General features: G+C 37.9%; 26 protein-coding genes and 1 riboswitch. Of the genes, 13 read left to right on the top strand and 13 right to left on the bottom strand.

From position 1 onward, the window contains the following. Positions 1 to 93 precede the first annotated feature (93 nt). Positions 94 to 1,350 (top strand): erythromycin esterase family protein, encoded by a 1,257-nt coding sequence (locus ACIQX2_RS04435; protein WP_402847492.1) that lies wholly within the window; start codon positions 94 to 96, stop codon positions 1,348 to 1,350. A 63-nt stretch (positions 1,351 to 1,413) separates the two neighbouring features. Here the strand turns inward: ACIQX2_RS04435 and ACIQX2_RS04430 are convergent, their stop codons facing one another. Both ACIQX2_RS04430 and ACIQX2_RS04425 read right to left on the bottom strand, forming a co-directional pair. Next, positions 1,414 to 2,079, bottom strand: coding sequence for a DUF1129 family protein (locus tag ACIQX2_RS04430; protein WP_402847400.1), 666 nt, complete (start codon positions 2,077 to 2,079; stop codon positions 1,414 to 1,416). Further along, a complete protein-coding gene (locus ACIQX2_RS04425) occupies positions 2,076 to 2,411 on the bottom strand; it encodes a PadR family transcriptional regulator (RefSeq protein WP_402847399.1) in 336 nt (111 codons plus the stop codon). The genes ACIQX2_RS04430 and ACIQX2_RS04425 overlap by 4 nt, the downstream gene beginning before the upstream one ends. A gap of 216 nt (positions 2,412 to 2,627) precedes the next feature. On the opposite strand from ACIQX2_RS04425, the gene dacB reads away from it, so the two are divergent. Then, entirely contained in the window at positions 2,628 to 4,109 is a 1,482-nt protein-coding gene (dacB, locus tag ACIQX2_RS04420) for a D-alanyl-D-alanine carboxypeptidase/D-alanyl-D-alanine endopeptidase (protein ID WP_402847398.1), read from the top strand. Positions 4,110 to 4,201: 92 nt separating this feature from the next. Here the strand turns inward: dacB and ACIQX2_RS04415 are convergent, their stop codons facing one another. Further along, positions 4,202 to 4,975, bottom strand: a complete 774-nt coding sequence (locus tag ACIQX2_RS04415) for an SDR family NAD(P)-dependent oxidoreductase (protein WP_402847397.1) — start codon at positions 4,973 to 4,975, stop codon at positions 4,202 to 4,204. A 169-nt stretch (positions 4,976 to 5,144) separates the two neighbouring features. Between ACIQX2_RS04415 and ACIQX2_RS04410 the strand changes: the two genes are divergently transcribed. Both ACIQX2_RS04410 and ACIQX2_RS04405 read left to right on the top strand, forming a co-directional pair. After that, a complete protein-coding gene (locus ACIQX2_RS04410) occupies positions 5,145 to 5,720 on the top strand; it encodes a TetR/AcrR family transcriptional regulator (RefSeq protein ID WP_402847396.1) in 576 nt (191 codons plus the stop codon). Positions 5,721 to 5,824: 104 nt separating this feature from the next. Further along, entirely contained in the window at positions 5,825 to 7,915 is a 2,091-nt protein-coding gene (locus tag ACIQX2_RS04405) for an MMPL family transporter (protein WP_402847395.1), read from the top strand. A gap of 51 nt (positions 7,916 to 7,966) precedes the next feature. On the opposite strand, the gene ACIQX2_RS04400 is transcribed toward ACIQX2_RS04405, so the two are convergent. The 4 genes from ACIQX2_RS04400 to ACIQX2_RS04385 all read right to left on the bottom strand — a co-directional run bounded on the left by ACIQX2_RS04400 (position 7,967) and on the right by ACIQX2_RS04385 (position 10,093). Next, positions 7,967 to 8,536, bottom strand: a complete 570-nt coding sequence (locus tag ACIQX2_RS04400) for a manganese catalase family protein (protein ID WP_093061459.1) — start codon at positions 8,534 to 8,536, stop codon at positions 7,967 to 7,969. A 14-nt stretch (positions 8,537 to 8,550) separates the two neighbouring features. Further along, on the bottom strand, positions 8,551 to 8,817 hold the full coding sequence (locus ACIQX2_RS04395; RefSeq protein WP_402847394.1) for a spore coat protein CotJB: 267 nt from the start codon (positions 8,815 to 8,817) through the stop codon (positions 8,551 to 8,553). Further along, positions 8,814 to 9,038 carry a spore coat associated protein CotJA gene (locus ACIQX2_RS04390; protein ID WP_402847393.1) on the bottom strand — a complete coding sequence of 75 codons (225 nt, stop codon included), beginning with the start codon at positions 9,036 to 9,038 and terminating at the stop codon, positions 8,814 to 8,816. Before ACIQX2_RS04390 ends, ACIQX2_RS04395 begins: the two co-directional genes overlap by 4 nt. A 146-nt stretch (positions 9,039 to 9,184) precedes the next feature. Beyond that, the gene (locus tag ACIQX2_RS04385; protein ID WP_402847392.1) at positions 9,185 to 10,093 is read right to left on the bottom strand and encodes an AEC family transporter; all 909 of its coding nucleotides are present in this window, start codon (positions 10,091 to 10,093) and stop codon (positions 9,185 to 9,187) included. A 164-nt stretch (positions 10,094 to 10,257) separates the two neighbouring features. Here ACIQX2_RS04385 and ACIQX2_RS04380 point away from each other — a divergent pair, with 164 nt between their 5' ends. The 4 genes from ACIQX2_RS04380 to ACIQX2_RS04365 all read left to right on the top strand — a co-directional run bounded on the left by ACIQX2_RS04380 (position 10,258) and on the right by ACIQX2_RS04365 (position 14,210). Continuing rightward, positions 10,258 to 10,824 (top strand): NADPH-dependent FMN reductase, encoded by a 567-nt coding sequence (locus ACIQX2_RS04380; protein ID WP_402847391.1) that lies wholly within the window; start codon positions 10,258 to 10,260, stop codon positions 10,822 to 10,824. A gap of 109 nt (positions 10,825 to 10,933) precedes the next feature. After that, positions 10,934 to 11,704: a 3-hydroxyacyl-CoA dehydrogenase gene (locus ACIQX2_RS04375; RefSeq protein WP_402847389.1), complete on the top strand. Its 771-nt coding sequence runs from the start codon at positions 10,934 to 10,936 to the stop codon at positions 11,702 to 11,704. A 194-nt stretch (positions 11,705 to 11,898) separates the two neighbouring features. After that, entirely contained in the window at positions 11,899 to 13,050 is a 1,152-nt protein-coding gene (locus tag ACIQX2_RS04370) for a thiolase family protein (RefSeq protein WP_402847388.1), read from the top strand. Positions 13,051 to 13,061: 11 nt separating this feature from the next. Next, the gene (locus tag ACIQX2_RS04365) at positions 13,062 to 14,210 is read left to right on the top strand and encodes an acyl-CoA dehydrogenase family protein (protein ID WP_402847386.1); all 1,149 of its coding nucleotides are present in this window, start codon (positions 13,062 to 13,064) and stop codon (positions 14,208 to 14,210) included. A 91-nt stretch (positions 14,211 to 14,301) separates the two neighbouring features. Here the strand turns inward: ACIQX2_RS04365 and ACIQX2_RS04360 are convergent, their stop codons facing one another. From ACIQX2_RS04360 to ACIQX2_RS04340, 5 genes are all read right to left on the bottom strand, one after another. Further along, positions 14,302 to 14,607: a hypothetical protein gene (locus ACIQX2_RS04360; protein WP_402847384.1), complete on the bottom strand. Its 306-nt coding sequence runs from the start codon at positions 14,605 to 14,607 to the stop codon at positions 14,302 to 14,304. Positions 14,608 to 14,808: 201 nt separating this feature from the next. Next, entirely contained in the window at positions 14,809 to 15,915 is a 1,107-nt protein-coding gene (locus ACIQX2_RS04355) for a 5-methyltetrahydropteroyltriglutamate--homocysteine S-methyltransferase (RefSeq protein ID WP_402847383.1), read from the bottom strand. Position 15,916: 1 nt separating this feature from the next. Further along, positions 15,917 to 17,104, bottom strand: coding sequence for a cystathionine beta-lyase (gene metC / locus ACIQX2_RS04350; RefSeq protein ID WP_402847382.1), 1,188 nt, complete (start codon positions 17,102 to 17,104; stop codon positions 15,917 to 15,919). After that, positions 17,101 to 18,219 carry a methionine biosynthesis PLP-dependent protein gene (locus tag ACIQX2_RS04345; RefSeq protein ID WP_402847381.1) on the bottom strand — a complete coding sequence of 373 codons (1,119 nt, stop codon included), beginning with the start codon at positions 18,217 to 18,219 and terminating at the stop codon, positions 17,101 to 17,103. Before ACIQX2_RS04345 ends, metC begins: the two co-directional genes overlap by 4 nt. An 82-nt stretch (positions 18,220 to 18,301) precedes the next feature. Then, positions 18,302 to 18,408: riboswitch (SAM riboswitch) on the bottom strand. Between the two features lie 81 nt (positions 18,409 to 18,489). Beyond that, entirely contained in the window at positions 18,490 to 18,693 is a 204-nt protein-coding gene (locus ACIQX2_RS04340) for a hypothetical protein (RefSeq protein WP_402847380.1), read from the bottom strand. 206 nt (positions 18,694 to 18,899) lie between these two features. On the opposite strand from ACIQX2_RS04340, the gene ACIQX2_RS04335 reads away from it, so the two are divergent. Together ACIQX2_RS04335 and ACIQX2_RS04330 are read left to right on the top strand one after the other, a co-directional pair. Then, a complete protein-coding gene (locus tag ACIQX2_RS04335) occupies positions 18,900 to 19,463 on the top strand; it encodes a TetR/AcrR family transcriptional regulator (protein WP_402847379.1) in 564 nt (187 codons plus the stop codon). A 277-nt stretch (positions 19,464 to 19,740) separates the two neighbouring features. Beyond that, on the top strand, positions 19,741 to 20,271 hold the full coding sequence (locus ACIQX2_RS04330; RefSeq protein WP_402847378.1) for a DUF2798 domain-containing protein: 531 nt from the start codon (positions 19,741 to 19,743) through the stop codon (positions 20,269 to 20,271). A gap of 289 nt (positions 20,272 to 20,560) precedes the next feature. On the opposite strand, the gene ACIQX2_RS04325 is transcribed toward ACIQX2_RS04330, so the two are convergent. Continuing rightward, positions 20,561 to 21,361: a TIGR00266 family protein gene (locus ACIQX2_RS04325; protein WP_402847377.1), complete on the bottom strand. Its 801-nt coding sequence runs from the start codon at positions 21,359 to 21,361 to the stop codon at positions 20,561 to 20,563. 161 nt (positions 21,362 to 21,522) lie between these two features. Here ACIQX2_RS04325 and ACIQX2_RS04320 point away from each other — a divergent pair, with 161 nt between their 5' ends. The 3 genes from ACIQX2_RS04320 to ACIQX2_RS04310 are packed head-to-tail and all read left to right on the top strand — an operon-like array spanning position 21,523 to position 25,370. Then, complete coding sequence (locus ACIQX2_RS04320; RefSeq protein WP_402847376.1) at positions 21,523 to 23,001, top strand: aldehyde dehydrogenase family protein; 1,479 nt, start codon at positions 21,523 to 21,525, stop codon at positions 22,999 to 23,001. Between the two features lie 15 nt (positions 23,002 to 23,016). Continuing rightward, positions 23,017 to 24,174 (top strand): saccharopine dehydrogenase family protein, encoded by a 1,158-nt coding sequence (locus ACIQX2_RS04315; RefSeq protein ID WP_402847375.1) that lies wholly within the window; start codon positions 23,017 to 23,019, stop codon positions 24,172 to 24,174. A gap of 2 nt (positions 24,175 to 24,176) precedes the next feature. Continuing rightward, on the top strand, positions 24,177 to 25,370 hold the full coding sequence (locus ACIQX2_RS04310; protein ID WP_402847374.1) for an acyl-CoA dehydrogenase family protein: 1,194 nt from the start codon (positions 24,177 to 24,179) through the stop codon (positions 25,368 to 25,370). Positions 25,371 to 25,554 lie beyond the last annotated feature (184 nt).

The following is a 25,554-nucleotide window of genomic DNA, read 5'->3' as shown; positions in this document are numbered from 1 at the left end:
AATACTAGTTGTTTTTTTAGTTTTGGCAGTATACTTTATCGGTATAAAGAGTGCTAGTGTAACGCAAACTTCTAGAGAAAAGGAGTGTTTACGATAAAATCATTTACAGAAGCTATAAAAAAGTTTGCACTACCATTAAATACTTCCGAGGATTTGACTCCTGTTTTAAAAGCGATTGGAGATGCGAAGATTGTTCTATTGGGGGAAGCTAGTCACGGGACATCAGAGTTTTATAAAGTACGAGCAGAGTTGTCAAAACGCCTTATAGAAGAAAAGGGGTTTACTTTAATTGCGGTTGAAGGGGATTGGCCGTCCACTCAGCGAGTTAATAGATTTATAAAAGGATACGATAAAGATGCAGATACAGAGGACAACAAACAAAGGTTATTAAATGCATTCGAGCGCTGGCCAACATGGATGTGGGCAAATGAAGAGATTTCTGAATTAGTTAAGTGGTTAGAAAAATATAATAACCAAATGGAAGATAATAACAAAATAGGATTTTATGGAATCGATGTGTACAGTTTATGGGAATCTCTTGATGAGGTGGTAAGCTATTTGCGTAAAACGAATCCAGAAGGAACTGACATGATTTTTGCGAAAAAAGCAATTTCTTGTTTTGAGCCTTTTAACCGTCATCCCGAAACGTATGCTTTTTCGTCAATTCACATTTCCGATGCATGTGTGGAGGAAGTGGTGACGTTAGTGGCTTCCATTCGTAAAAATGAAAAACAGTATGATGATGGTCAGGAAGAAGATTTAAATTTAAAGATAAATGCTTTAGTTGCTCAAAACGCGGAAGAATATTACAGAGCTATGGTTCGGAGTGATGAACTTTCATGGAATGTTCGTGATGAGCATATGGTTGAAGCGATTAATGAAATAATGGATTATCATGGAAAAGACGCAAAAATAATAATTTGGGCACATAACACGCATATTGGGGATGCATCCGCAACGGATATGAAAGAAGAAGGTATGACAAATGTTGGGGAAATCCTACGTCTACAGAACAAGGCAGCAAATGTGTTTTCGGTCGGATTTGGTACCCATAGTGGGGAGGTTATTGCAGCAGACGAGTGGGGGACTACTCCTAAAAAAATGACTGTGCCACCTGCAAAGAAAGGTTCATGGGAAGATATGCTTCATAGTATTGAAGCTTCTGATAAGATTTTGCTTTTTGATGAGGAGAATCGATTATACTTTAATGATTTGGTGGGGCATCGTGCTATTGGAGTCGTGTATAATCCAGAGTTCGAAGCTTATGGAAATTACGTGCCTTCTAAAATCGGGAGCAGATATGATGCCTTTATCTATATAGACAAAACTAATGCATTAACACCAGTTTAAGTAAATGATTGAAATTCATTTACAGATGGAGAGGGAACTAATTTCTCCATCTGTCTATATTATCTAGATTCTATACTTTTTAATAAGCCATGAGATCAATATTAAGAGGGAGCCTATACCAAGAGATACTTGCCATCGTAATGTAAAGGTTGGACCGACTTCCTTTACAAAAAAACTAAAGATTGCAATAACTAAAAACCCGCCAGCTCCATATAAACCAGCCTTAATCATCATCTTTTTATCACTAGCATTTTCATCAAAGGACGTTTGACTTATTAAGCCGAAAATCATTCTTACGCCAAAAGCCGTCATAATCATTATCAATATGATGAGAAGTAGGGAAGAAATAACATACACTTTTTCCGAATTTTCTCCTCCGATTATTGGAATAATTATGCTTCTCATTATTAAAAACCATCCAATTAAATTTATAGCTATTTGACTCACGAATATGAAGCTATTGCGTTTATTTTCACGCGGTAAATGACTAATAATCTCATCTGCATATCCCTTAGGATCATTGCCAAAGATTTCTTTCGCTGTTTTACCGTCCTGTTGACCTTCAATAAGATGATCTAACATTTCCAGTAAAACTTCCTCAGATTGCTGTTCAGATAAGGTTAACTTTGTTCGGATATAGAGCAGTAAATTGGTGTAATACTTCTCATTTTCCTCTGGTAGTAACTCTCTTTTTTGGTTGTTTTGTTCGATTAACTCACTTGCATTCAAATCTTTTCATCCCCTTTCGATAATAATGCATTAATAGGTACTGCCAGCTGATTCCACTCTGTAGAGATGGTTTCAAGAGCATCTTTACCAGCAGAAGTTAGTGAATAATATTTACGGTTAGGTCCAGATTCTGAAGGCCTCATTTCACCGATAATAAGCTTGTTTTTTTGAAGTCTTAATAAAACAGGGTAAATTGTTCCTTCACTTACGTCCTCTAAACCCACTTTTTGTAGCTTCTTGGACAATTCATAACCATATACGGCTTCTTTTTCGATAACGGCGAGGACACAGCCATCAAGAATTCCTTTAAGTAGTTGACTCCTTATAGACATGTTTTGTCTCCTTATCACTATCTTGTAAAACAAAATAGTTATGTTAAAAAACACTACCTTGCTTTACAAAGTAGTTAAACCTAGTATAAAGATAACTTAATGAATTGTCTACTAGGTAAAAGGTCCACTTTCTTGTAAAGATAAAAAAATTCCTTATTATCTGACAATTACGTGTTAAAATAACATTAACTTAAAAGACGAATTAGGAGGAGTATAGTGGGGATTTGGAGAAAACTATTAGTTTCTGTCGTATCAATCGTGATGATCAGTAGTTCTGTATTTATTTCTACGAGTGAGCACAATACTGTAGAAGCAGCTACCTCATACAGTAGTCTAAAAAGTAAAATCAATAATATAATGGCAGATAGCCGAATGAAAGATGCGTCTACAAGTGTTACGGTAAGGAAGGCTTCTACTGGAGAAGTCGTGTATGAATATTATGCTGACAAGGCAGTCACACCTGCATCTACGATGAAATTGTTAACTGGAGCGGCTGCATTGGAAACGCTTGGTGAAAATTATCGTTTCACTACGACTGTTTTAACGGAAGGTAAAATTGAAAAAGGTATATTAACCGGGAATCTATATTTACGAGGTCAAGGAGATCCAACATTACTTAAAAATCATTTGGATAGTTTTGCTGCGAGCCTTGCAAAAAATGGGGTCAAAAAGGTAAACGGAAATTTAGTCGGAGATGATACTTGGTATGATAAAGTTCGACTTTCTGCTGGTATTTTAGCTGAGGACGAGCCATATTACTATGCAGCACCTATTTCAGCGTTAACACTTTCACCAAATGAAGATTTTGACGCGGGATCGGTTATTGTAACAGCAAGACCAAGTGAAAAGGGAAGATCAACAAATGTTACATTGACACCAGCCACAGGTGTTCTACAAGTAGTGAATAACTCCAAAACTGTCCCTAAAGGATATAAAAATACATTAAAAATAACGCGCAAAGTAGGGACTAAGAAAGTAATTATTAGTGGAAATGCTCCTTTAGGAACTTCCGGTGTGAAGGAATGGATTTCTGTGACGGATCCAACAGCCTATGCGCTAGACGTATTTAAAAAATCATTAGCAGAAAAAGGAATAACATTTTCACCGGGTTCTAAGGTAGTGCGAGGTAAAACACCGGAAAATGCAAAAGCTCTTACTTCTAGAAAGTCAATGTACTTAAAAAATTTAATGATCCCTTTTATGAAACTAAGCAATAACACACATGCAGAAGTATTAGCGAAGGAAATGGGAAAGGTAGTGCATGATGAAGGAAGCTGGAAAGCTGGACTGCTTGTCATGCAACACTATGCATTATCGATTGGGTTGGACGTTACTAAATGGAAGTTTGAAGATGCATCTGGAATGTCCTATTCCAACAAAGTTACTTCAAGAGAGCTATCAGAGCTTTTATATTTAGTACGTTCAGAGCCTTGGTATAAATATTATATTAAGAGTCTCCCCATTGCAGGTTCTCCAGACAGGTTAGTTGGAGGGACTTTAAAAAACAGATTGAAAGCAGCTCCTGCTAAAGGAAATGTAACGGCGAAAACCGGCAGTCTAAACAACATAAAGTCACTTGCTGGCTATGCACAAACTAAAAGTGGTGAAACACTTATTTTCACCGTATTAACAGAAAAAAATAAATCGAGCACAATTCCGGTGATAGATAGAATCGCTACAACAATTGCTAACAATTAATAAAAACGCCGCCATAGTTGTAATGGCGGCGTTTTTATTTGTCTTAAGCTAAGGGAATTATCTGGATAAAAAACACCTCATAGGGATGCTTTTTATTGATTCAATTGTCCACCGTCAACTGTGTAGATAGATTGATTGACATATGATGCATCTTCAGATAATAAGAATGATACGACATTTGCAACTTCTTCCGGTTCTCCGTAACGTCCCATAGGAACGGCTTGAGCGAATGCTTTGATAGCTTCTTCGCCTTGACCTGGAAGCGTATTTTCTTCAATTTGGCGCATCATGCGTGTATTGATGATTCCAGGAGCAACGGCATTTACACGAACACCGGCTGGTGCTGCTTCAAGAGCAGCTACACGGGTGATACCAATCAACGCGTGTTTCGACATAATATATCCAACCATACCTGGAGAAGCCATTAACCCTGCACCACTTGCTGTGTTAACCACAGCACCAAATCCTTGTTTTTTCAACACTGGTAATACATATTTCAATCCTAAGAAGGCTCCTTTGATGTTAACGTTATAAACCAAATCAAATGTTTCTACTGGATACTCTTCAATTGGTTTTGTTATTCCTTCAATTCCTGCGTTGTTAAAGAATCCATCAATTTGACCAAATTTTGAAATTGTTGCATCTACATATGCCTTAACTTCCTCTTCTTTTGCAACATTAGCTTGAAGTGCAACTGCACGAGTGTCGTCTAAACCTAAATCAACGATCACTTGTTGTACAGCTTCTAAATTTAAATCTACAAGTGCCAATTTAGCTCCTTCATCAGCTAGTTTTTTAGCAGTAACTTTTCCTATTCCACCAGCTGCACCAGTGATGATAATTACTTTATTTTCGAATTTACCCATTATTAAAACTCCTTATATTATATTATCTTTAATTCGAGATAATTATCTCTTGAATTCAAGATACTACCTTTATTGAAAATTGTCAACTGACTTGACTTTCAATATTTATATTGTGAGTTTAAGTATTTGGATTTATGTACTATACTATTTGTGTAGTGAGGTGAGTTGAGTGGCACGTGAACGAAAATTTACAGATGACGAGTTATTTAAAGCAACGAAGTTATTGCTAATAGGAGCCGGCTATGATTCCTTTACATTTAGTAAGTTAGCTTCAATGATGGAAGTTTCGCGTGGAAGTATCTATAAATATTATGAGAACAAAGATGAATTGATTTCCGCATTTCTAGTATATGAAATGAATCGATTTCTTCAAGATTTTAACAAGCTCGATAAAAGTGGCGATTTTAAAACACAGCTATTTTTAATTATTGATTTTATTTTTAGTCATAGTGAGATCCATCAAATATTGGAGATTATCAATCAAATCCCTAAAAAGTCGAACAACCCACACCTATCCAATCAAACCCGATTAAAAACATATTATGTTGAAATGTACAAACAATTTCAGATATTAATCGAGCAAGGAAAGAAAGAAAAAGTAATTAAAAATCACTTATCTAACGCCATAATTCTGGGGATGATTTTTCAAACAATTGCAATTCCTAATCATTTTGGGATCCCTCAGGATCAATGGATAGGTTCAATAAAAGAAATTTTAAGTGAAGGAATGTTCACAAAAGATTAATTGACATACCTGTCACTTTTGCACATAATGTAAAAAAGCAGGTATGTTTTTTTATTCAAAGTGACACAAGTGTCATTAATTTATTGGAGTAGGAAGTGATTTTATTGAAAAAGTTGCTAGGGAAAATAACAGACTTTGTTACATCTCGAAAAGGTATGTGGATTACTTTAGGCATTTGGATTGCCCTAACAGTAATACTTACAGGTGTTGCACCAGGTTCAAGCGATTATAAAATATCAAGTGTACCCTCATTACCTGAAGATGCCAAGTCGATAATAGCCCAAGAAAATATTGATGAGCATTTTAAGGATGCAGAAAGTTTACCAGGAATTCTTGTCCTTCAGTCAAAGGACGAAATAGATGTTGCAACGCTTGGAGCGGCATTAGACAAAGTAGCAGCAGCGGATATAAATGGGTTGAAAGAGATGATTCCGTTTAGTAGTTTGCCACCTCAAGCTCTAGAAGGTTTTTTCTCAGAGGATAAGAAAACATCGGTTATCCCTCTAAGCTTTATCACTTCTTTAGAAACTTCTGAATTAGAAGAGAGCCTGGATCAGGTGAATGAAATTGTAACAGAGGAAACCGGTTCAACCGTTTATATGACAGGACCAGCAGGGATTGCTGTAGATACAACGAACTTATTTGAACGTGCTGATATTGTTTTAATATTGTCGACAGTAGGCATTATATTAATTCTATTAATTGTCATTTATCGTTCTCCGTTATTAGCTTTAATTCCACTTTTAGCAGCAGGTGTTGTATATCAAGTAGTAAATCAGTTGCTTGGAATTCTTGGTGCTAACGGATTAGATTTAGCAAGTCAGTCATTATCCATCATGTCTATTTTGTTATTTGCAGCAACGATTGATTACTCATTGTTTGTATTTTCTCGTTACAGAGAAGAGTTAAAGAACTATGAAACTAAATTTGATGCTATGAAGTATGCAATGCGTGAGACTGGAATTCCGGTATTCTTTGCAGGTGGTACAGTTTTAGCTGCAATGCTTGTACTGTTCTTTGCATCATTTGGTGATTACCGTAATTTCGCACCAATTTTTGGTACAACAATGCTTGTCATTATGTTTGCTTCGGTTACATTAATTCCTGCATTGTTTCCACTTTTCGGGCGTAAGTCTTTTTGGCCACGTGTTCCGAAATATGGGGAAGAAGAAGTAAAAGCAAACTCGGTATGGAGTAAAATTGCAAAGTTTGTTGTCAACAAACCTATAGTCGCTGCAGTTTCGATATTAGTGATTTTAGTAGTTTCCGCATTGAACTTGTTCAATTTGAATTATGAATTTGATACGATGAAGTCTTTCCCAGATGATATGCCATCTCGTGAAGGATATGAAGTTATTGAAAAGGAATTTGCAAAAGGAGATTTAGCTCCTACAACTGTACTCTTTGAATCTGAAAGTGAGATTACGGAAGAAACGCAAGCAAATTTAGTAGAACAGTTATTACAACAAGATTTAGTAAGTACTGTTAGACCTACAGGGATCTCGGAAGATGGTCTTGCAGCACAATTCCAATTAACATTTGAGGAAAGTCCATATTCAACAGAGGCAATGGATGCACTTGAGAAGATGATTGAAGATGAGGAAAGTATTGTTAACGATAGTAATATTGAAGGCGATTTATACTTTGCGGGTGAAACAGCCTCACAGGTAGATGATCGTTCGGTAAATAGCCAAGATTTAATTCTTATTGTTGTACTGGAAACAATATTAATATTCATCTTATTAATCGTATTAACGAAATCTATTAAAATGCCAATATACATGATGGGGACTATTCTATTGTCCTTCTTGGCAGCACTTGGTCTAGGTATGTTCCTATCGAATCTGTTCTTCGATATTGATACGATTAGTAATCGCGTTCCATTGTATTCGTTCGTGTTCCTAGTGGCACTAGGAATAGATTATAATATTATTCTTATCTCTAGATATTTGGAGGAGCGTGAAAAACATCCTGTGAAAAAGGCTGTAGACATTGCGGTGTCTCACACGGGTGGAGTTATTTCTTCAGCAGGTATCCTGCTTGCAGCAACATTCGCGGTATTAATGACGCAACCAATCCAGCTGTTATTCGTTTTCGGATTTATCGTAGCAGTCGGTATTATTTTGGACACTTTCTTAATACGAGGAATACTTTTACCGGCATTAATTGTCCTTTTTGAAAAAGATAAAAAATAATATAAACGCATGGTCATTTGGAGTACATCCAAGACGACCATGCGTTTTCGATTAAAAAATTTTCTTTCTATCCCTTTCATCTTTAAGCATTTCTACTGCCTCACGGAAACGAAGCGAATGAATATTTTCTCGTTCTCTTAAGAAACGTAAAGCATCGTTAATGCCAGGGTCATCTGATATATCGATTAACCATTGGTAAGTTGCGCGTGCTTTTTCTTCAGCAGCAATATCTTCATAGAGATCTGCAATAGGGTCTCCTTTAGATTGAATATAGGTTGCTGTAAAAGGAACACCACCTGCATTTTCATAAAATAATGAATGGCCATGATTAACAAAATGTGCACCGAGACCTGCTTTTTCTAATTGTTCAGGAGTAGCATCCTTCGTTAATTTATAAATCATCGTTGCGAGCATTTCAAGATGGGAGAATTCCTCCGTGGAAATATCTGTAAGCAATCCTATTACTTTATCCGGTACAGTATAACGCTGATTCATGTATCTGAGTGCAGCTGCCAGTTCGCCATCAGCACCTCCATATTGCTCCATAATATATCTTGCGAGCATCGGATTACAGGTGGTTACTTCAACAGGATAAAGTAACTTTTTTTCATATACCCACATCTAATATCCCCTTTCTATAATTGCCATGGCCAAGGTGCTTGGTTCCAGCGCCAACCAACTTCTAGCGCCTGTCTAGAAGGGGCGGATTTTAGTGATATTGGTCCAAATTTGTTTTCGTATTGTTTGCGAGCACCGGCAGCTTTTTTAATCGCTTCTCTCCATTGCTCTAAAGCATCTTCATCATCGGGGTGTGTGTCCGTGTATAATGTCCATTCAACAACTACAAAATCCATTTGTTGTACATTTTTTAACAGAGCCATTCTTTCATCAAAAACACTCATGAAATTCCTTCCTCTCTGAAGAATCCATCCACAAATTGAGGCCAGAGCGAACCGTGAATTAGTGCCTCCTCAGGAGAAAATTGAGGTAGACCAGGCTGCTGAAAATTGGTGAAAATCTGTGGAGGTAACACAAAATACTTCACAGTAATCGGGGGGCAGGGATCTCGTGGCGAAACAAAGGGCATAAAACTTCCTCGATAACTTGGATGTTGCAATGTCATCACTCCTTCTACCTAACCTATGAAGCTAGAACTTGTCTAATTCTCAACAAAATTGTTATTTTTAATAATGTATTGGCGAATACATAAAAACTCTTATTAGCAATGAAAAACTAATAAGAGTTTGCTGATTTTTAATCTCTATTACTCTAAGATATTCCTAAGAAAAATAGAACTAACGGAATAGTAATAATGCTGATGAGCGTTGTAACTAAAGTTGTAAACGAAACAAGATCCGGTTCGGTATTAAACTGCAATGCTAACATGGTTGTATTAGCTGCTGTTGGCATAGCGGCTAATATAATTGCAACCTGTTTGACAGTATCATTAACCGGCAAAAAGTATAAAATTCCAACAGCTAGAAGTGGGGATACAATTATCCGAATAACAGAAACTGCAGCGACGTATCGATAAGCAACCTTTTTTTGAGAAATGACAGCTAATTGCATTCCAAGAACGAGCATCACGGTTGGTATAGAAGCATCTGCTACAAGTCCCACACCTTCCATTACCGCCTGTGGAACGGTCAGTCCGGTTTCTTGTAAAAAAATACCGAGTGCAGCTGCATACACGACTGGCATCCTTATAACGCGTTGCAAGGATTGCTGCCAAGTTGCCTTCTCACCTCCACCAAAAGATGCAAAAAATATACCAAATGTATTGATGAACAAACCATGTAGAACCATGATCATCACTGCATAGTCAAAGCCGGTAGCCCCTAAAGCAAATAACACTACCGGAGCACCGTAATTTCCACTATTCATAAACATGCCACCTAAAATCATTGCGGAAAGTTCTGAGCGTGAAGATTTCATAAGAGTTCCAGTTATCCAAGTAATTATAAGTAAAATAAAGGCCAAAATAAGACAGAACAATACGATATAAAAATATTCTATCGTTAAGGCATTCGTATAAAAAGTTCGGAAAGCTAAAAAAGGGGACATTAGGTAGAGCGCAGCTGTAGAGATGGATTTAATATCGAAACCAATAAATTTTTGTCCTATAAATCCGATAAAGAAAATAATAAAAACCGGCAAAATAATTAATATAAGTTCCACTTCAACACCTTCAATCTAACATCACAGTTTAATAATTCTATCTATTAAAATTACTATATCATTATTACAATAGATAATGGCATGAAATGTGTAGAAATCATTCCCATGGAAATGATAAAGAAGAGTGTATAATGTCTTTAAACAAACAGACGGAGGAAGAGATAATGTCGATAGAAAAATTAAAAATTGGTATCGTAGTAGGAAGCGTAAGAAAAGGACGTAATGCAGAGGCTGTATCAAAATGGATGTATAATTTTGCTTCAAAAAGAAACGACGCAGACTATGAATTAGTAGATTTGATAAATTATAGACTACCTCTTCTTGGGCAAGAGATTCCTTCAGAACAACAGGAACAAGCCAATTCCGCAATAAAAAATTGGTCTGAGAAAATGGCTACGTATGATGGCTACATTTTCGTTACTCCGGAGTATAACCACGCAGTTGGTGGCGCATTAAAAAATGCATTAGATTACTTAAACCCCGAGTTAAACAATAAAGCGGCTGGTTTTGTAGGTTATGGTAGTTTAGGTGGAGCGCGTGCACATGAAAATATGCGCTTAATATTAGGGGAATTACAGGTTGCAGATGTCCGTACTGCAGTAACTTTCTCACTTTTGTCTGACTTTGAAAATATGACCTTATTCAAACCTGCTGATTATCACCAAAGTAATGCGAATACAATGCTTGACCAGTTACTTGCGTGGAGCGGAGCATTAAAAACTCTTCGTTAATTTAAAAAGTAATTCATATCCAAGGGAGTAATACTTTTCCCTTGGATTTTTTACAGTTATAATTAAAAGTGGAATATTATAAATTTTTCGATAATAACGAGGTGGAGCAATGGAGATTAAAAACAAGGTGGCAATTGTAACAGGTGGAGCATCTGGATTGGGGCTAGGAACTGTTAGGCATTTATTACAAAAAGGGGCTAAGGTAGTAATTTTTGATTTAAATGAAGAATTAGCTAAAAAGGTCACTCAGGAATTCGGAGAAAACGTAACCTACGAGATAGTTAATGTGGCAGATGAAGAATCTGTTCATGAAGCTATTCAGCAAACAATAGAAAAGTTTGGGGCAATACATATTTGTGTGAATTGTGCAGGTATAGCTCCTCCGCAAAAAACAGTTGGAAAAAATGGAGTGATGCCTCTAGAAAATTTCAAAAAAGTGGTAGATATAAATTTAATAGGTTCGTTTAACACATTGAGATTAGCTGCTGTAGAAATGACAAAAAATGAATTTCTCACAGAATCCGGTGAGCGGGGAGTTATTATCAATACAGCCTCAGTTGCAGCATTTGAGGGACAAATGGGGCAGGCGGCTTATAGTGCAAGTAAAGCAGGGATAGTGGGGATGACCTTGCCTATTGCAAGGGATCTGTCCGCTAATGGAATCCGTATCAATGCAATTGCTCCAGGATTATTCCGTACACCTATGGCAGCAGGTTTAGACGATAGAGTAATAGAAAAGCTAGAGTCATTGGTGGAATTTCCAAAGAGGCTAGGACGACCTGAAGAATTTGCTTCACTAGTAGCTTTTATGATTGAGAACGAATATATCAATGGGGAAGTAATACGATTAGATGGAGCAATTAGAATGCAACCAAGGTAACAAGAAAAGCGGAAGCGCCTATGTATGCCTCGAAAAGCGTTGGAAGAATGACGGTAAAGGCGTTCTTTGCCTTTATCCGACATTCTGAAACGACTTGAGAGGCTGGTTCTCGGAGCTGGAAATTCAGAAAAGCGGAGAGCACCATCTAGCCTGGGAGCTGAAGCTAAACAAAAAAAGCGAAGGGTGGGAATGACATGACAGAAGTCGTAATAGTAGAAGGGGTACGTACAGCAATAGGAAGAAGAAAAGGGGCACTTTCAGAATACAGAGCAGATGAACTTGCAGCTATAGTGTTAGACGAATTAGTAAATCGTGCAGGAGTGGATAAAGCAGAAATTGATGATGTCATTTTAGGCTGTGTCACTCAGGTTGGAGAGCAAGGTGGGAATGTCGCGCGTACTGCAGCTTTGATCGCCGGTTTTCCAATACATGTACCAGGAGTAACCATTGATCGTCAATGTGGTTCTAGTCAGCAGGCAGTCCACTTTGCTGCACAAGCAATTGCTTCTGGAGATATGGATATAGTCATTGCTGGTGGTGTAGAAAGTATGACGCGTGTACCGATGTTTTCAAATATGGGAGACACAAAACCGAGTGCAAAGCTAACCGAGAAATATGAAATTATCAATCAAGGGCTATCGTCCGAGCGAATGGTGAAGAAATGGAACCTAACGCGTGAAGAATTGGATAAGTATGCTTCTGAAAGTCATACAAAAGCGATTGAAGCAATTGAAAAAGGACATTTTGAAAAAGAAATTGTTCCGGTAGAGGTTCCACAAGCAGATGGCACTTTTAAGAGCTTTGCAACCGATGAAGGCCCTCGTACAGGTTCTACTGTTGATGTATTAAGTGGATTAAAGCCTGTATTTGATGAAAACGGAGTGATTACAGCTGGGAATGCTAGTCAAATGAGTGATGGAGCGTCTGCAGTTCTTTTAATGTCTCGCAAAAAAGCAAATCAACTTGGACTAAAGCCGAAAGCTCGAATAATAGCACGCAGTGTTACAGGATCAGACCCTACGCTTATGTTAACTGGTCCAATAGAAGCGACGAAAAAAGTGCTGTTGAAAGCAGGTCTTACAATCAAAGACATGGATACCTATGAAGTAAATGAAGCTTTTGCGCAGGTTCCATTAGTTTGGCTTAAAGAAACAGGTGCAAATCTAGAAAAGTTAAATCCTGATGGAGGGGCAATAGCTTTAGGTCATCCTTTAGGAGCTACAGGAACGAAGCTACTAGTTACAATGCTACACCGACTTGAACGCACTGGTGGTCGCTTTGGTCTACTCGCTATTTGTGAAGGAATGGGCATGGCAAATGCCACAATTATTGAGAGAATTGAATAGGGGGTCTTGTAGTGGGAAGGTATAGATTTGAGACAGAGGAGCATGTATTATTTCGAAAATCTTTACGAAGTTTTCTACAGAAGGAGGCAGCTCCTAATTATGATTCTTGGGAAAAGAACCGTCTTATTCCAAAGGACTTCTGGAGAAAACTAGGTGAGATGGGTTATTTGTGTCCGCAAGTAGAGGAAGATTATGGTGGTCTTGGTTTAGATTTTAGTTTTGGTGTAATTATTTCAGAGGAATTAGAAAGAATCGGTTCGAGTCTTGTAGGGGTTGGATTGCATAATGATATTGTAGTTCCTTATATAGAGTCTTTTGGCTCGCAGGAGCAAAAAAAGCGCTGGCTACCCGGGTGTATAACTTCTGATTTTATTACTGGTATCGCTATGACCGAGCCGGGAGCAGGTTCAGACTTAGCTAATATACAAACAACAGCAATTCGCGATGGAGATCATTACGTTTTAAATGGACAAAAGACATTCATTACTAATGGAGTGAATGGAAATCTATTTTTAGTAGTAGTGAAAACTAATCCAAAAGCAGAACCTAGGCACCAAGGTATTAGTTTAGTTATTGTTGAAGAAGGGACTCATGGATTTTCGAAAGGGCGTAAGTTAGATAAGGTAGGATTGCATGCACAGGATACGGCAGAGCTATACTTCGAGGATTGTCGAATTCCTATTTCTAATTTAATTGGCGAAGAAGGAAAGGGCTTTGGCTACCTAATGGAGAAATTACAGCAGGAAAGATTAGTAGTAGCAATATCTGCTCAAATTGCTTCAGAGGATATGTTAGAAATGACAATGGAGTATGTAAAGTCTCGTAAAGCTTTTGGAAAATCAATATCTTCCTTTCAAAATACACAGTTTAAAATAGCAGAGATGGCAACAAAAGTAGAGCTTGGAAAGTCATTTTTAGAATCACTAATAGAGGATCATATTGAAGGTAAAGAAGTAGTTACTAAAGTGTCGATGGCTAAATATTGGCTAACCGAAACTGCAAGAGAACTTTCGATTGAATGTATGCAATTGCATGGTGGTTATGGTTATATGGAAGAATATAAAATTGCAAGAAGATATCGAGATATTCCAGTAGCTTCTATATACGCAGGGACAAATGAAATAATGAAGGTAATTATTTCAAAGAACCTAGGTTTATAGATTTGATAATTTAGCAAATGAATGATTAAAAGCTCGACCCAAGAATTAATCACTAGGTCGAGCTTTATTAGTATTAGATATCTGATAAGACTTAGCTGCCAGCATGTCTCCATTGTGTCGGAGTTCCTGCTTTTGGACAATTAGGGAATGTCGCTCCCTCAACTAAATCAATCTCGTCGCCGTCCTCATCAATATACTTTCCAGATTCAGTTACAGGTTCACCTGAATTATGATGATGACCTTCTGCATGTTTCCAATAAGTAGCTATTTCTGATTCTGGACAAGAAGGGAATTTATCGCCCTTATTTAAAGTTTTAGTAATTCCAGCCTCACATGTATACGCTCCAGTTTCTTCCACTATATCATCTGTTGCGTGTTCATACTGTTGGTTTCCCATCTTAAATTCCTCCTTCAAGTTTGTAACCTCTGCTATCTATTTACCCGGCGCAACATGTCTAAAACATTTTAGGTAGAATCGGAAAAAGTTTAATATCTTATTGAACTAGCAAAACGCGGTTAAAATATGAACAAAATGATCAAACTAATAAGTGTGCATCCGATTTTATTTGGATGCACACTTTTAGTAATTTGTATTTTTTTATTTCCAAACATCATTAGCGATTTGAATAACATGCTGAACCTTCGACCATTGTTCTTCCTCCGTTAAAAGGTTTCCCTCTTCAGTAGATGAGAATCCACATTGTGGACTTAAACAAAGTTGGTCAAGAGGTACATATTTAGTAGCTTCAGCAATTCTATTTTTAATAAGCTTAGCATCTTCTAAATCTCCATGTTTAGATGTGATTAACCCTAATACAATTGATAAATCTGAACGGTTAACATGACGAAGTGGTTCGAATCCACCTGAACGTTCGTCGTCAAACTCTAGAAATAGACCATCTACATCTAATCCTGCAAAAATAGTTTCCGAAACTAACTCATAGCTTCCACTTGTAATATACGTTGACTTGAAGTTTCCTCGGCAAATATGCATAGTTATTAACATATCCTTGGGACGTTTTGTAATGGACTCATTAATAGCACGTGCTGATAATGCCAATGCTTCATCCAATTGAAGACCTTTTTCTTTTAAGGATGCAATTCCTTCCTCAGAAAAAGTTGTTGCCCAAGAAGTATCATCAATTTGAAGGTATCGACAACCCTCGTCGTACAATGCTTGAATCACACCTTGATAAGCAACTACTAAATCGGTAAACAATTCTTCTTGGTTTGAATAAATGCCATCTTCAATGGTAGCTCGGTACAATAACATATTTGGACTAGGTATGGTGAATTTTGCTACTGCATCACCAGCAATAGCTTGAAGAAACTTGAAGTGTTCAATCATATAATGAGTGCTAAATCCAATTTTCCCATTTACTTTAACCCCGTGGGCTCTAGTTTGCACGCCTTTAAAAGTTAGCCCTTTGTCTGTATCGTAAAATTCTACGCCATCAAATCCACCGAGGAAATCGAAATGCCACCATTTACGTCTAAACTCTCCATCTGTAACAGACTGAAGTCCAATTTCCTTTTGTTTTGCTACTAGTTTTGTGATTTCTTCGTCTTCTATTTGCTTTAATTGATCTGCAGTTATTTCGTTATTTTCAAATTGTAGTCGAGCTTCTTTTAAGCGAGCTGGTCGTAAAAAGCTTCCAACATGATCTGCTTTGAATGGTGAATTTACAACTAATGATTTTGACATTTCATATTCCTACTTTCTCATTTTGTTTGGCTGCAATTGCCAATGCTTGCTCAAAGTCCGAGATTAAATCCTCTACATTTTCTAACCCAACTGAAAAGCGTAAAAGACCATCTGTTATTCCACGTTTTTCTCGTTCGGCTTTAGGCATCGCAGCATGCGACATTTGAGCAGGATGAGAGAGAATGGATTCTACTCCACCAAGACTTACCGCAAATACAGGGATTTTAACGTTCTCAACAAAAGACTTTGCAAGAGACCTATTTGGCAAACGGAAGGAAAGAACTGCACCGGCACTACTAGACTGCCTATTATGCGTTTCATATCCAGGATGAGACGAGAGGCCAGGGAAATAGACCTTTTCCACTAAATCATGTTCGTTTAAATAGTTTGCTATTTTTTGTGCAGAATTCGCAGATTTCTCAAAACGTACACTTAATGTTTTGATGCCTTGTATTAAAGAAAATGAATCTTGTGCCCCTAAAATTGCGCCGAATGAGTTTTGGATAAACGCTAACCGCTTTCCTAATTCCTCGTCTTTTGTAACCGCAAGTCCTGCAATAATATCGCTATGTCCAGATAAAAATTTTGTTGCACTATGTAAAACTATATCAACTCCTAAATCTAGTGGACGCTGATAAATAGGTGTCATAAATGTATTATCTAAAAAAGTTAAACAATTATTAGATTTCGCGAGCTCGACAACAGCAGGAATATCTGTAATACCTAAGCGTGGATTCGATGGCGTCTCAATGTATATTAGTTTTGTATTAGATTGTATTGCATTTGCAATTGCCTCCAAATCAGTAAAATCTGCAAAAGTATGCTCGATTCCAAAACGAGGCAAGACTTCTGTGACAAAACGGAAAGTACCACCGTAAACATCTTCGGTGATAACGATATGATCACCAGAGGACAAAAGCATAAATGCGGATGAAATTGCAGCGATACCCGATGCGAATGCCAATCCTCTCGCACCACCCTCTAATTCCGCAATGGTTTTTTCAAGTGCATCTCTCGTAGGATTTCCAGATCTGCTATAGTCATAAGGTCCAAAATCATCAAAGCCTTCTTGATGGAAAGTGGAGGATAAATAGATAGGGACATTGACTGCTCCAGTTTTTATCTCTGAATCTCCTCGTGTAGATGCAACAATTAGACTAGTTTCCAACGATTCTTTGTAATTACTCATTCTGTAGCCTCGCTTTCTAAGGTATCCAATACCTGTTTTAAATCTGCGATTAAATCTTCTACATCTTCAATTCCGACCGAAAAACGAAGTAGGCTATTATCAACGCCTCGTGCGTTCCGTTCTTGTTCAGGGATATCCGCGTGTGTTTGCGTAGTAGGATACGTGATAAAACTTTCCACACCACCAAGGCTTTCTGCGAAAACAATTAGTTGAAGTCTTTCTAAGAAAGGAGCAACCCAGTCGCTTTTCTGTAAACGGAATGATAACATTCCACCAATACCGGGGTACAATACATCTTTAACGGTAGCTTCCTGTTTTAAAAACTCGGCAATTTTTTTAGCATTTGCATCATGCTGCTTCATACGTAGGTGAAGCGTTTTTAACCCTCTTATTAATAACCAAGAATCGAAAGGGGAAAGAACAGCACCTGCAGCATTGTGGTTAGTTTGCAATTGTTCGCTTAGTTCGGTTCCTTTTGTAACAACTAATCCTGCCAGAACGTCGTTATGCCCCCCAATATATTTGGTCCCACTATGGATGATAATATGGGCACCTAATTCAATTGGTCGCTGTAAATATGGGGTTAAGAACGTATTGTCTACGATTAATAATAAATTATGTTTTTTTGCTACATCCGCAAATAGTTGAATATCGATTTCTTGCATCAAAGGGTTAGTTGGCGTTTCGATAAATAAGGCTTTTGTATTTTCTGTAATCAAAGCATTTACTTCAGCGGCGGATTCAAACTTTGCGTATGTAGTACGAATATTATAGGAGTCTGCGTACTGGTTAAATAGACGGTACGTTCCTCCATACAAATCTTCAGGAGCAATAATTTCATCACCTGAACGGAAAAGGGATAGCACCAATTGAATAGCGGCCATACCCGAACTGCAAGCAAAACCAGCGTCTCCGCCTTCTAGTTTAGCGATTCCTTCTTCTAAAATAGCTCTTGTTGGATTTTTTGTACGCGTGTAATCATATCCTGTAGATTGCCCGATTCCATTATGCTTGTAAGCAGTGGATAGGTAAATTGGTGGGTTTACAGCCCCGGTTTTTTCATCACTATGATTTCCCAATTGTACTAGCTGTGTGTCAATACTGTTTTTTGTCATAAATATTCATCCTTTACAATTAAAATAAAAAAGAGGATTCTCTAATAAGAAGAGAACCCTCAAGTAAATATCGAAGTTTGTCTTCTTATCTTCAAGACGGTAAACGTCTACTGGAATTAGCACCATACCTCAACTTGGCTGGTTGCTGAGACATCTTCGGGCCAATCCCTCCGTCTCTCTGGATAAGAAATATATGAAATTATCAAAGTTTTAAATTTAAATAAGCTTAACACGTAGTGGATATTAATACAATACGCTTTTTAATTATTATTATGTCAAAAATGTCAATATTAAAACAATTACCCCTAGTATTAAAGATATCCAGCCTACTACTAACTTGTAAGAATAAGCTAATGCTGCTAGCCCTAATAGAACTGCTCCAGCACCTAACCAAAGTGGAGCATAAAAGAAACCAAGCACCCCTAAGACAATCCCCAACAAACCAACCCATATACTTGTAGAAGAATTCAACATGACACACCTCCCGTCCTATTGTAGGAACCCTGTGACATACCGTTCCTTCATTTATTATATGGAGGTGAAGGGAATGTACATAAACAATCTGCGGATTGATTTGGTAACGCTTTCATTTAATTAAATAAACAAAATACTAGAATAATATTAAAAAACTGTTATTATTTAAAACAGACCAGTCGGTATGTCGGAGAGGAGAGTCAGATATGGATACTAAATCACTCTTGATTGAAACTGCTACAACACTTTTCCAGCAAAAAGGCTACAAAGCTGTTGGACTCAATGAAATCTTGAAAGCCTGTAATGTTACAAAAGGAGCTCTATACCATCATTTTCCAAATGGCAAAGATGAACTGCTACTTACTTGTTTACACGTTTTAAAAGAAGGTATTACGTCAGATATTAAATATATATTCAGTAAGCATTCAACAACTGAAGATGCCATAGTTTCAATGATTAACAAGTTAGTTAATAGTTTTGAGAAGGATGGAACTATTAGTGGCTATACATTTAGCAGCATTGTTAGTGAAATGGCTACAATGAGCGAGCCTGTCCGGACAGCTTGCAGTGATTTATATGAAAAGATTGAGCGAATGTACTGTAATAAACTTTTAGAGGATGGGTTTTCGAATGAAACGGCTGCTTCTATTTCATTATTATTGACTGCATCAATTGAAGGAGCAATGATGCTTTCTTTGACCCAACAATCGACCGAACCTTTAAAAACAATTGCAAAACTATTACCTACCTTATTAAAGAGTTTTTATTAAGAAACAGATTAGGTAATGAAGATTCTGTTATATAGTAGGAATTGTCGGCTGTTTATTGAAACAGCCTTTAATATTGCACTTAGGAACCTAAGTACTATCTTTAGTCCTCGAGAACCATCACAATATGGTTTTTATCTAGGATATTAAATAAAGAATTTATCGACACTTCAAACGTTTTCCCTCCATAACGTTATCAACTATTACACAATCGTCACTGTTTACCTTATACCATTCCAAAGGTCTAAAATTAGCTTTTTGAAAGGGAGATAATTTAAGTATGCATTTAGAAAAAAGATTACCAAGAAACGGGAAAGAGGGCCTTTTGTATGGCACTATTATTTCTACGTTAACAGTTTTGTTCATGACATCATTTAGTGTCATTATCGCTGAAGGAGAATTTAACGTAGGGATATTAATGGAAATATTGAAGGTCCTACCGATTATTTGGATTATTGTTATGATTATTGAACCAACAATTTTCGGACGTATTGCAGAAGCTTTAGTGGCGAAATTTACGAAACCAACAGACAGTTTTAATGCTAAAATCTTATTCCGTATTCTTTTCACTGTGTTAGGAATGTCAGCCGCTATGACGTTTATTGGTGATATAGTAGGAAACGGATTTAGTACTGAAGTTTTCAGCAATTGGATTCAAAATTGGCCACGTAACTTTGTAATTGTGCTCATTGCCGAAAGCTTAATAATTCAACCGATCGCACGTTTTGCAATGGTGAAATTACATGAGTCTCAAGATGGCAAAGCTCCAGTAGAAGTTGAGGAAGTTGTACCAGAAGTACAAAATAACTAAAAAATGCTCAGACAATTTTATTGTCTGAGCTTTTTTTCTATTAAATATGTGAGAGCGCAACATAGGAAGGCATATGCGCAACAATAAGCCGCGTGTACGCAACATTGAAATCAGTTTACGCAACAATTTATTATACGCAACATACATTTAGGGATGCGCAAAATAGGAAGGAATATACGCAACATTAGCCGGGTACACACAACATTTAAGCCAGTTTACGCAACAATAACAATTCTTAATCCAACAAAAAAAGAATGACTCTAAAAAAGTCATTCTTCGATACTTATATTTATTTTCCACCTAGAAGATCAAACAATCCACCTGCGATACTTCCTTCACCCTTAGAACCGCCACCTGGAATTTGTGGAGCAGCAGCAAACACCTTACTAGCTAATCTGCTAAACGGCAGTGATTGGATCCATACGGTACCTGGACCACGCAGAGTAGCAAAGAATAATCCTTCTCCACCAAATAAGGCAGTTTTTACTCCTTTTACCATTTCGATATTATAATCTACATCCGAAGTCATTGCTACAAGACATCCAGTATCTACGCGTAAAACCTCGCCTTGCTGAAGTGATTTTCTATGAATCGTTCCTCCTGCATGAACAAAAGCAAGACCATCGCCTTCAAGCTTTTGCATGATGAAACCTTCGCCACCAAAGAACCCTGCTCCTAATTTACGCTGAAATTCTACGCCAATCGTAACGCCTTTAGCAGCAGCAAGAAACGCATCTTTTTGACAAATAATTTTGCCACGGTATTGACTCAAGTCCATAGGAATAATTTTGCCTGGATAAGGTGATGCAAAGTAAACATGTCTTTTTCCGCTTCCGGTATTAGTAAACGTTGTCATGAATAAACTTTCTCCCGTAAGCATACGTTTACCTGCACCCATTAATTTACCCATAAGTCCACTATTACCAGAACCAGATGAGCCATCACCGAAAATAGTTTCCATGGAAATGCCGTCTTCCATCATCATTAAACTACCAGCTTCTGCAACAACCGTTTCTTTTGGGTCTAATTCGATTTCTACAAATTGCATGTCGTCTCCGTATAACTTGTAATCAATTTCATGATTATTCATGAACACATTCCTCCTGAAATTTTTTAGCTACTAAGTATACGAAAGTAAGATTAAAAGGTTTCATCCTAAAATTTCAAAATTTTTAAAAGGGTTTTAAGAATTGTTATCGAATAATACAAGTAGTGAAAGCGTTTACATTTTTAAAAGAAAGAGGGAATAAAATGAAATTAACAAATTATATTAATGGGAAATGGCAAGACGACGAGAGTGCGGAGTATACGGCAGTATTGAACCCTGCGAATGGAGAACGGCTAGCTGAGGTCAAGCTATCAACAGAGGAAGATGTAAATCTTGCCGTAAAAGCAGCAGTAAAAGCTCAAAAGAAGTGGGCACTCGTTCCTGCACCTAAACGTGCGGATTATTTATATGAGATTGGAAGATTGATGAAAGAAAAGAAAGAGCATCTTGCCCAGGTGTTAACAAAAGAAATGGGTAAAGTGATTGAAGAGGGCCGTGGAGAAGTACAGGAAGGCATCGATATGGCATTTTACATGGCTGGGGAAGGTCGTCGCTTATTTGGTGAGACAACTCCATCCGAACTAGCGGACAAGTTTGCGATGAGTGTTCGCGCACCTATAGGAGTCGTTGGACTTATTACCCCTTGGAATTTCCCAGTTGCGATTGCTACGTGGAAATCATTTCCGGCTATCGTTGCAGGAAATGCATTCATTTGGAAACCAGCAACGGAAACTCCTATGATGGCATTTGAAATGGCGAAAATCTTTGATGAAGCTGGATTACCCCCTGGAGTTGCTAATATAGTATTTGGTTCAGGTTCTCAAGTAGGTACGGCTATGATTGAGCATCCAGAAGTAAAAGTTATATCATTTACAGGCTCTACTGACACTGGGAGTAAAGTAGCGGAGCTTGGTGGTCGTCATTTAAAGAAAGTTTCCCTTGAAATGGGTGGTAAAAATGCAGTAATTGTAATGGATGATGCAGATTTATCATTGGCAGTGGAGGGTATTTTGTGGAGTGCCTTTGGAACTGCAGGACAAAGATGCACGGCATGTAGTAGGGTAATTGTGCATAAAGATGTAAGAGAAGATTTAGAAAAAATGCTCCTTGAACAAATGGAAAAACTAACGATTGGCGATGGCTTAGATGAAACGGTCAAAATCGGACCAGTTATTAATAAAAATGCTCTGGAAAAAATCCATTCTTATATAAAAATAGGACAAGATGAAGGGGCGACTCTCCTAACAGGAGGCACAATTTTAAATGAGGCAGAGCTAGCAAAAGGGAATTACTATGCTCCTACTCTATTTACGGATGTGACACCGAATATGCGAATAGCACAGGAGGAAATCTTTGGACCAGTTGTTTCCTTAATCGAAGTGAATTCACTAGAAGAAGCGATTGAAGTAAATAATGGCGTCAAGTTTGGATTATCCAGCTCGATCTTTTCAAGAGATGTCAATAAAATCTTCCGTGCCCAGCGTGACTTGGATACTGGGATTGTCTATGTGAACGCTGGTACAACTGGTGCAGAAATTCACCTACCCTTTGGTGGAACAAAAGGTACTGGAAATGGACATCGTGATTCAGGCGTTGCAGCTTTAGACGTGTATACGGAATGGAAAAGCATATATATAGATTACAGTGGGAAATTACAACGTGCACAAATAGACACAGAATAATAGGGGGATGATTACATGAAAGTTGCTGTATTAGGCGCAGGATTAATGGGGAAAGAAGCAGCCCGCGATTTAGTGTTAAGCCCAAACGTAGAAACGGTCTTCTTATGTGATTTAGACGTGGGACAGGCAAAAATGTTTAAGGAAAGATTGCAAAACTCCAAAATCGAAGTATTGAGACTAGATGCAAATGATGACGATAGTATACGGAAAATAATGAAAGAAGCAGATGTAGTAATTAATGCATTATTTTATACGTTCAACGAAAAAATAGCGAGACTTGCTGTAGAAGTAGGGGTTCATTCTATCGATTTGGGAGGGCATATTGGCGGTGCAACAGATAGCGTATTAATACTTCATGAAAAGGCTAAAGCTAAAGGAATTACTTTAATCCCTGATTTAGGCGTGGCTCCAGGAATGATCAATATATTAGCTGGATACGGAGCCTCTAAACTCGATGAGGTGAATGCACTTCGATTATATGTTGGAGGAATACCAGTAGAGCCCGAGGGGATTTTTGGTTACAATATCGTCTTTTCGTTAGAAGGAGTCTTCGATCATTATACGGATACTTCTCATGTAATAAGAGAAGGAAGGCTTCAGGAGGTGCCATCTCTTTCCGAAGTAGAACCGATTAATTTTGAAGAGTACGGTGAACTAGAGGCATTCCACACAGCTGGAGGCACTTCAACTTTACCTAAATCTTTTCCAAATGTAGATACACTTGAATATAAAACAATTCGTTATAAAGGACATGCAGATAAGTTTAAACTGCTCGTAGACTTAGGGTTAACGGACAAAAAAACAGTCGTAAATGTAAATGGCAACATGGTAAGGGCGCGAGATGTATTGAAGGAAGTTCTAACACCTCAGTTATTACTAGGAGATAAAGAGGATGCAGTATTGCTTCGTGTAATTGTAGAAGGCTATAAAGACGGAGTGCTCACTAATTACACATATGAAATGGCAACCAAAAAAGACCCTCTTTCTGGTGAAACCGCAATGGCTCGAGCAACAGCAAATACTGTTTCCGTCGTTGCGCAAATGATTGGAAACGAGGTCATTAATAATCGTGGAGTGTATCCTCCCGAGCTAATCGTCCCTGGAGACCTTTATATCCGAGAAATGGCAGCAAGAGGCGTAGAAATAAGAGAATCCATTACTAGAGGTGAGTAAAGATGAACTTTGACTTCTCAGAAGAACAAGTACTACTTCGCAAAACGGTTCGCCAGTTTGTGGATAATGAAATAATTCCGCATATTGCAAAATGGGAATCAGACGGCGCATTTGATCCTTCCATTTGGAAAAGACTTGCAGACCTTGGCTTGATGGGAGTTTGTATACCTGAAAAGTATGGTGGAAGTGGAATGGATTATAACTCACTAGCTATTGTTTGTGAGGAATTGGAGCGTGGGGATACAGCCTTCCGTACAGCAGTTTCCGTTCACACTGGTTTAAATTCTATGACTTTGATGCAGTGGGGATCAGAGCAACAGAAACAAAAATATTTAGTTCCGCAGGCAAATGGTGAGAAAATTGGAGCATTTGGTTTAACCGAACCAGGCGCCGGTTCAGATGTAGCGGCAATGTCTACGTTTGCAGAGCTAGACGGAGATGACTATGTCTTAAATGGACAGAAAACATGGATCTCGCTGTGTGATGTGGCTGATCATTTCATCGTTTTTGCTTATACGGATAAATCCAAGAAGCATCATGGCATAAGTGCGTTTATAGTCGAGCGAACATTCGAAGGTTTTTCATCAAAAGCCATAAAAGGTAAATATGGCATTAAGTCAGGTAATACTGGAGAACTGTTTTTTGATAATATGCGCGTACCGAAAGAAAACCTTCTCGGAAAAGAAGGAGAAGGATTTAAAATTGCGATGTCGGCTCTAGATAATGGTCGATTCACGGTAGCTGCAGGAGCAGTAGGGTTATCGTTAGCATGCCTAGAAGCTAGCGTGAAGTATAGTAAAGAGCGACAAACATTTGGAAAAGAGATTGGCAGGCATCAGCTTGTTCAACAAATGATTGCCAAAATGGAAGCTGGTCTCCAAATGAGTAGGCTCCTCGTGTACCGAGTAGGCGAACTAAAAAACAAAGGCGTACGCAATACAAGGGAAACATCACTAGCCAAATGGCAGGCATGTGATTTTGCCAATAAAGCAGCGGACGATGCCGTGCAAGTGTATGGCGCATATGGATATTCAGATGAATACCCAGTAGCACGATATTTGAGAAACTCAAAAGCTCCTGTTATTTATGAAGGAACGCGAGAGATTCATACAATCATGCAAGCAGAATATGTCCTTGGTTACCGTGAAGACAAAACATTAAGCAATATGCTGCCGAAATGGCCATTTGAAGAATAAAACATATAAAAACGCAAGAATGTCGTTCACCACCGTGAATAACATTCTTGCGTTTGCATTTACAGATAGATTGTTGAATGTGAAAGTATTCCGTTTCACAAGTAAACCTCCCGTGAACGGGAGTAGCCTAAAGAGTTGATTAAGCAACCGCCACTCCTAAGCGGGAAACCTATATTCAAGACTA

The organism is Psychrobacillus sp. NPDC096623 (genome assembly GCF_044762655.1).
In the GTDB taxonomy this organism is placed as follows: domain Bacteria; phylum Bacillota; class Bacilli; order Bacillales_A; family Planococcaceae; genus Psychrobacillus.
The sequence above is the reverse complement of the archived record's forward strand: the minus strand, read 5'-3'. Positions and strand labels throughout refer to the sequence as shown.

Coding starts and splice junctions, on each gene's coding strand:
- ACIQX2_RS04425 (WP_402847399.1), bottom strand. CDS start 2,411: ATGTCTATAAGGAGTCAACTACTTAAAGGAATTCTTGATGGCTGTGTC.
- ACIQX2_RS04415 (WP_402847397.1), bottom strand. CDS start 4,975: ATGGGTAAATTCGAAAATAAAGTAATTATCATCACTGGTGCAGCTGGT.
- ACIQX2_RS04400 (WP_093061459.1), bottom strand. CDS start 8,536: ATGTGGGTATATGAAAAAAAGTTACTTTATCCTGTTGAAGTAACCACC.
- ACIQX2_RS04395 (WP_402847394.1), bottom strand. CDS start 8,817: ATGAGTGTTTTTGATGAAAGAATGGCTCTGTTAAAAAATGTACAACAA.
- ACIQX2_RS04390 (WP_402847393.1), bottom strand. CDS start 9,038: ATGACATTGCAACATCCAAGTTATCGAGGAAGTTTTATGCCCTTTGTT.
- ACIQX2_RS04380 (WP_402847391.1), top strand. CDS start 10,258: ATGTCGATAGAAAAATTAAAAATTGGTATCGTAGTAGGAAGCGTAAGA.
- ACIQX2_RS04375 (WP_402847389.1), top strand. CDS start 10,934: ATGGAGATTAAAAACAAGGTGGCAATTGTAACAGGTGGAGCATCTGGA.
- ACIQX2_RS04370 (WP_402847388.1), top strand. CDS start 11,899: ATGACAGAAGTCGTAATAGTAGAAGGGGTACGTACAGCAATAGGAAGA.
- ACIQX2_RS04360 (WP_402847384.1), bottom strand. CDS start 14,607: ATGGGAAACCAACAGTATGAACACGCAACAGATGATATAGTGGAAGAA.
- ACIQX2_RS04355 (WP_402847383.1), bottom strand. CDS start 15,915: ATGTCAAAATCATTAGTTGTAAATTCACCATTCAAAGCAGATCATGTT.
- metC (WP_402847382.1), bottom strand. CDS start 17,104: ATGAGTAATTACAAAGAATCGTTGGAAACTAGTCTAATTGTTGCATCT.
- ACIQX2_RS04345 (WP_402847381.1), bottom strand. CDS start 18,219: ATGACAAAAAACAGTATTGACACACAGCTAGTACAATTGGGAAATCAT.
- ACIQX2_RS04340 (WP_402847380.1), bottom strand. CDS start 18,693: ATGTTGAATTCTTCTACAAGTATATGGGTTGGTTTGTTGGGGATTGTC.
- ACIQX2_RS04335 (WP_402847379.1), top strand. CDS start 18,900: ATGGATACTAAATCACTCTTGATTGAAACTGCTACAACACTTTTCCAG.
- ACIQX2_RS04330 (WP_402847378.1), top strand. CDS start 19,741: ATGCATTTAGAAAAAAGATTACCAAGAAACGGGAAAGAGGGCCTTTTG.
- ACIQX2_RS04325 (WP_402847377.1), bottom strand. CDS start 21,361: ATGAATAATCATGAAATTGATTACAAGTTATACGGAGACGACATGCAA.
- ACIQX2_RS04320 (WP_402847376.1), top strand. CDS start 21,523: ATGAAATTAACAAATTATATTAATGGGAAATGGCAAGACGACGAGAGT.
- ACIQX2_RS04315 (WP_402847375.1), top strand. CDS start 23,017: ATGAAAGTTGCTGTATTAGGCGCAGGATTAATGGGGAAAGAAGCAGCC.
- ACIQX2_RS04310 (WP_402847374.1), top strand. CDS start 24,177: ATGAACTTTGACTTCTCAGAAGAACAAGTACTACTTCGCAAAACGGTT.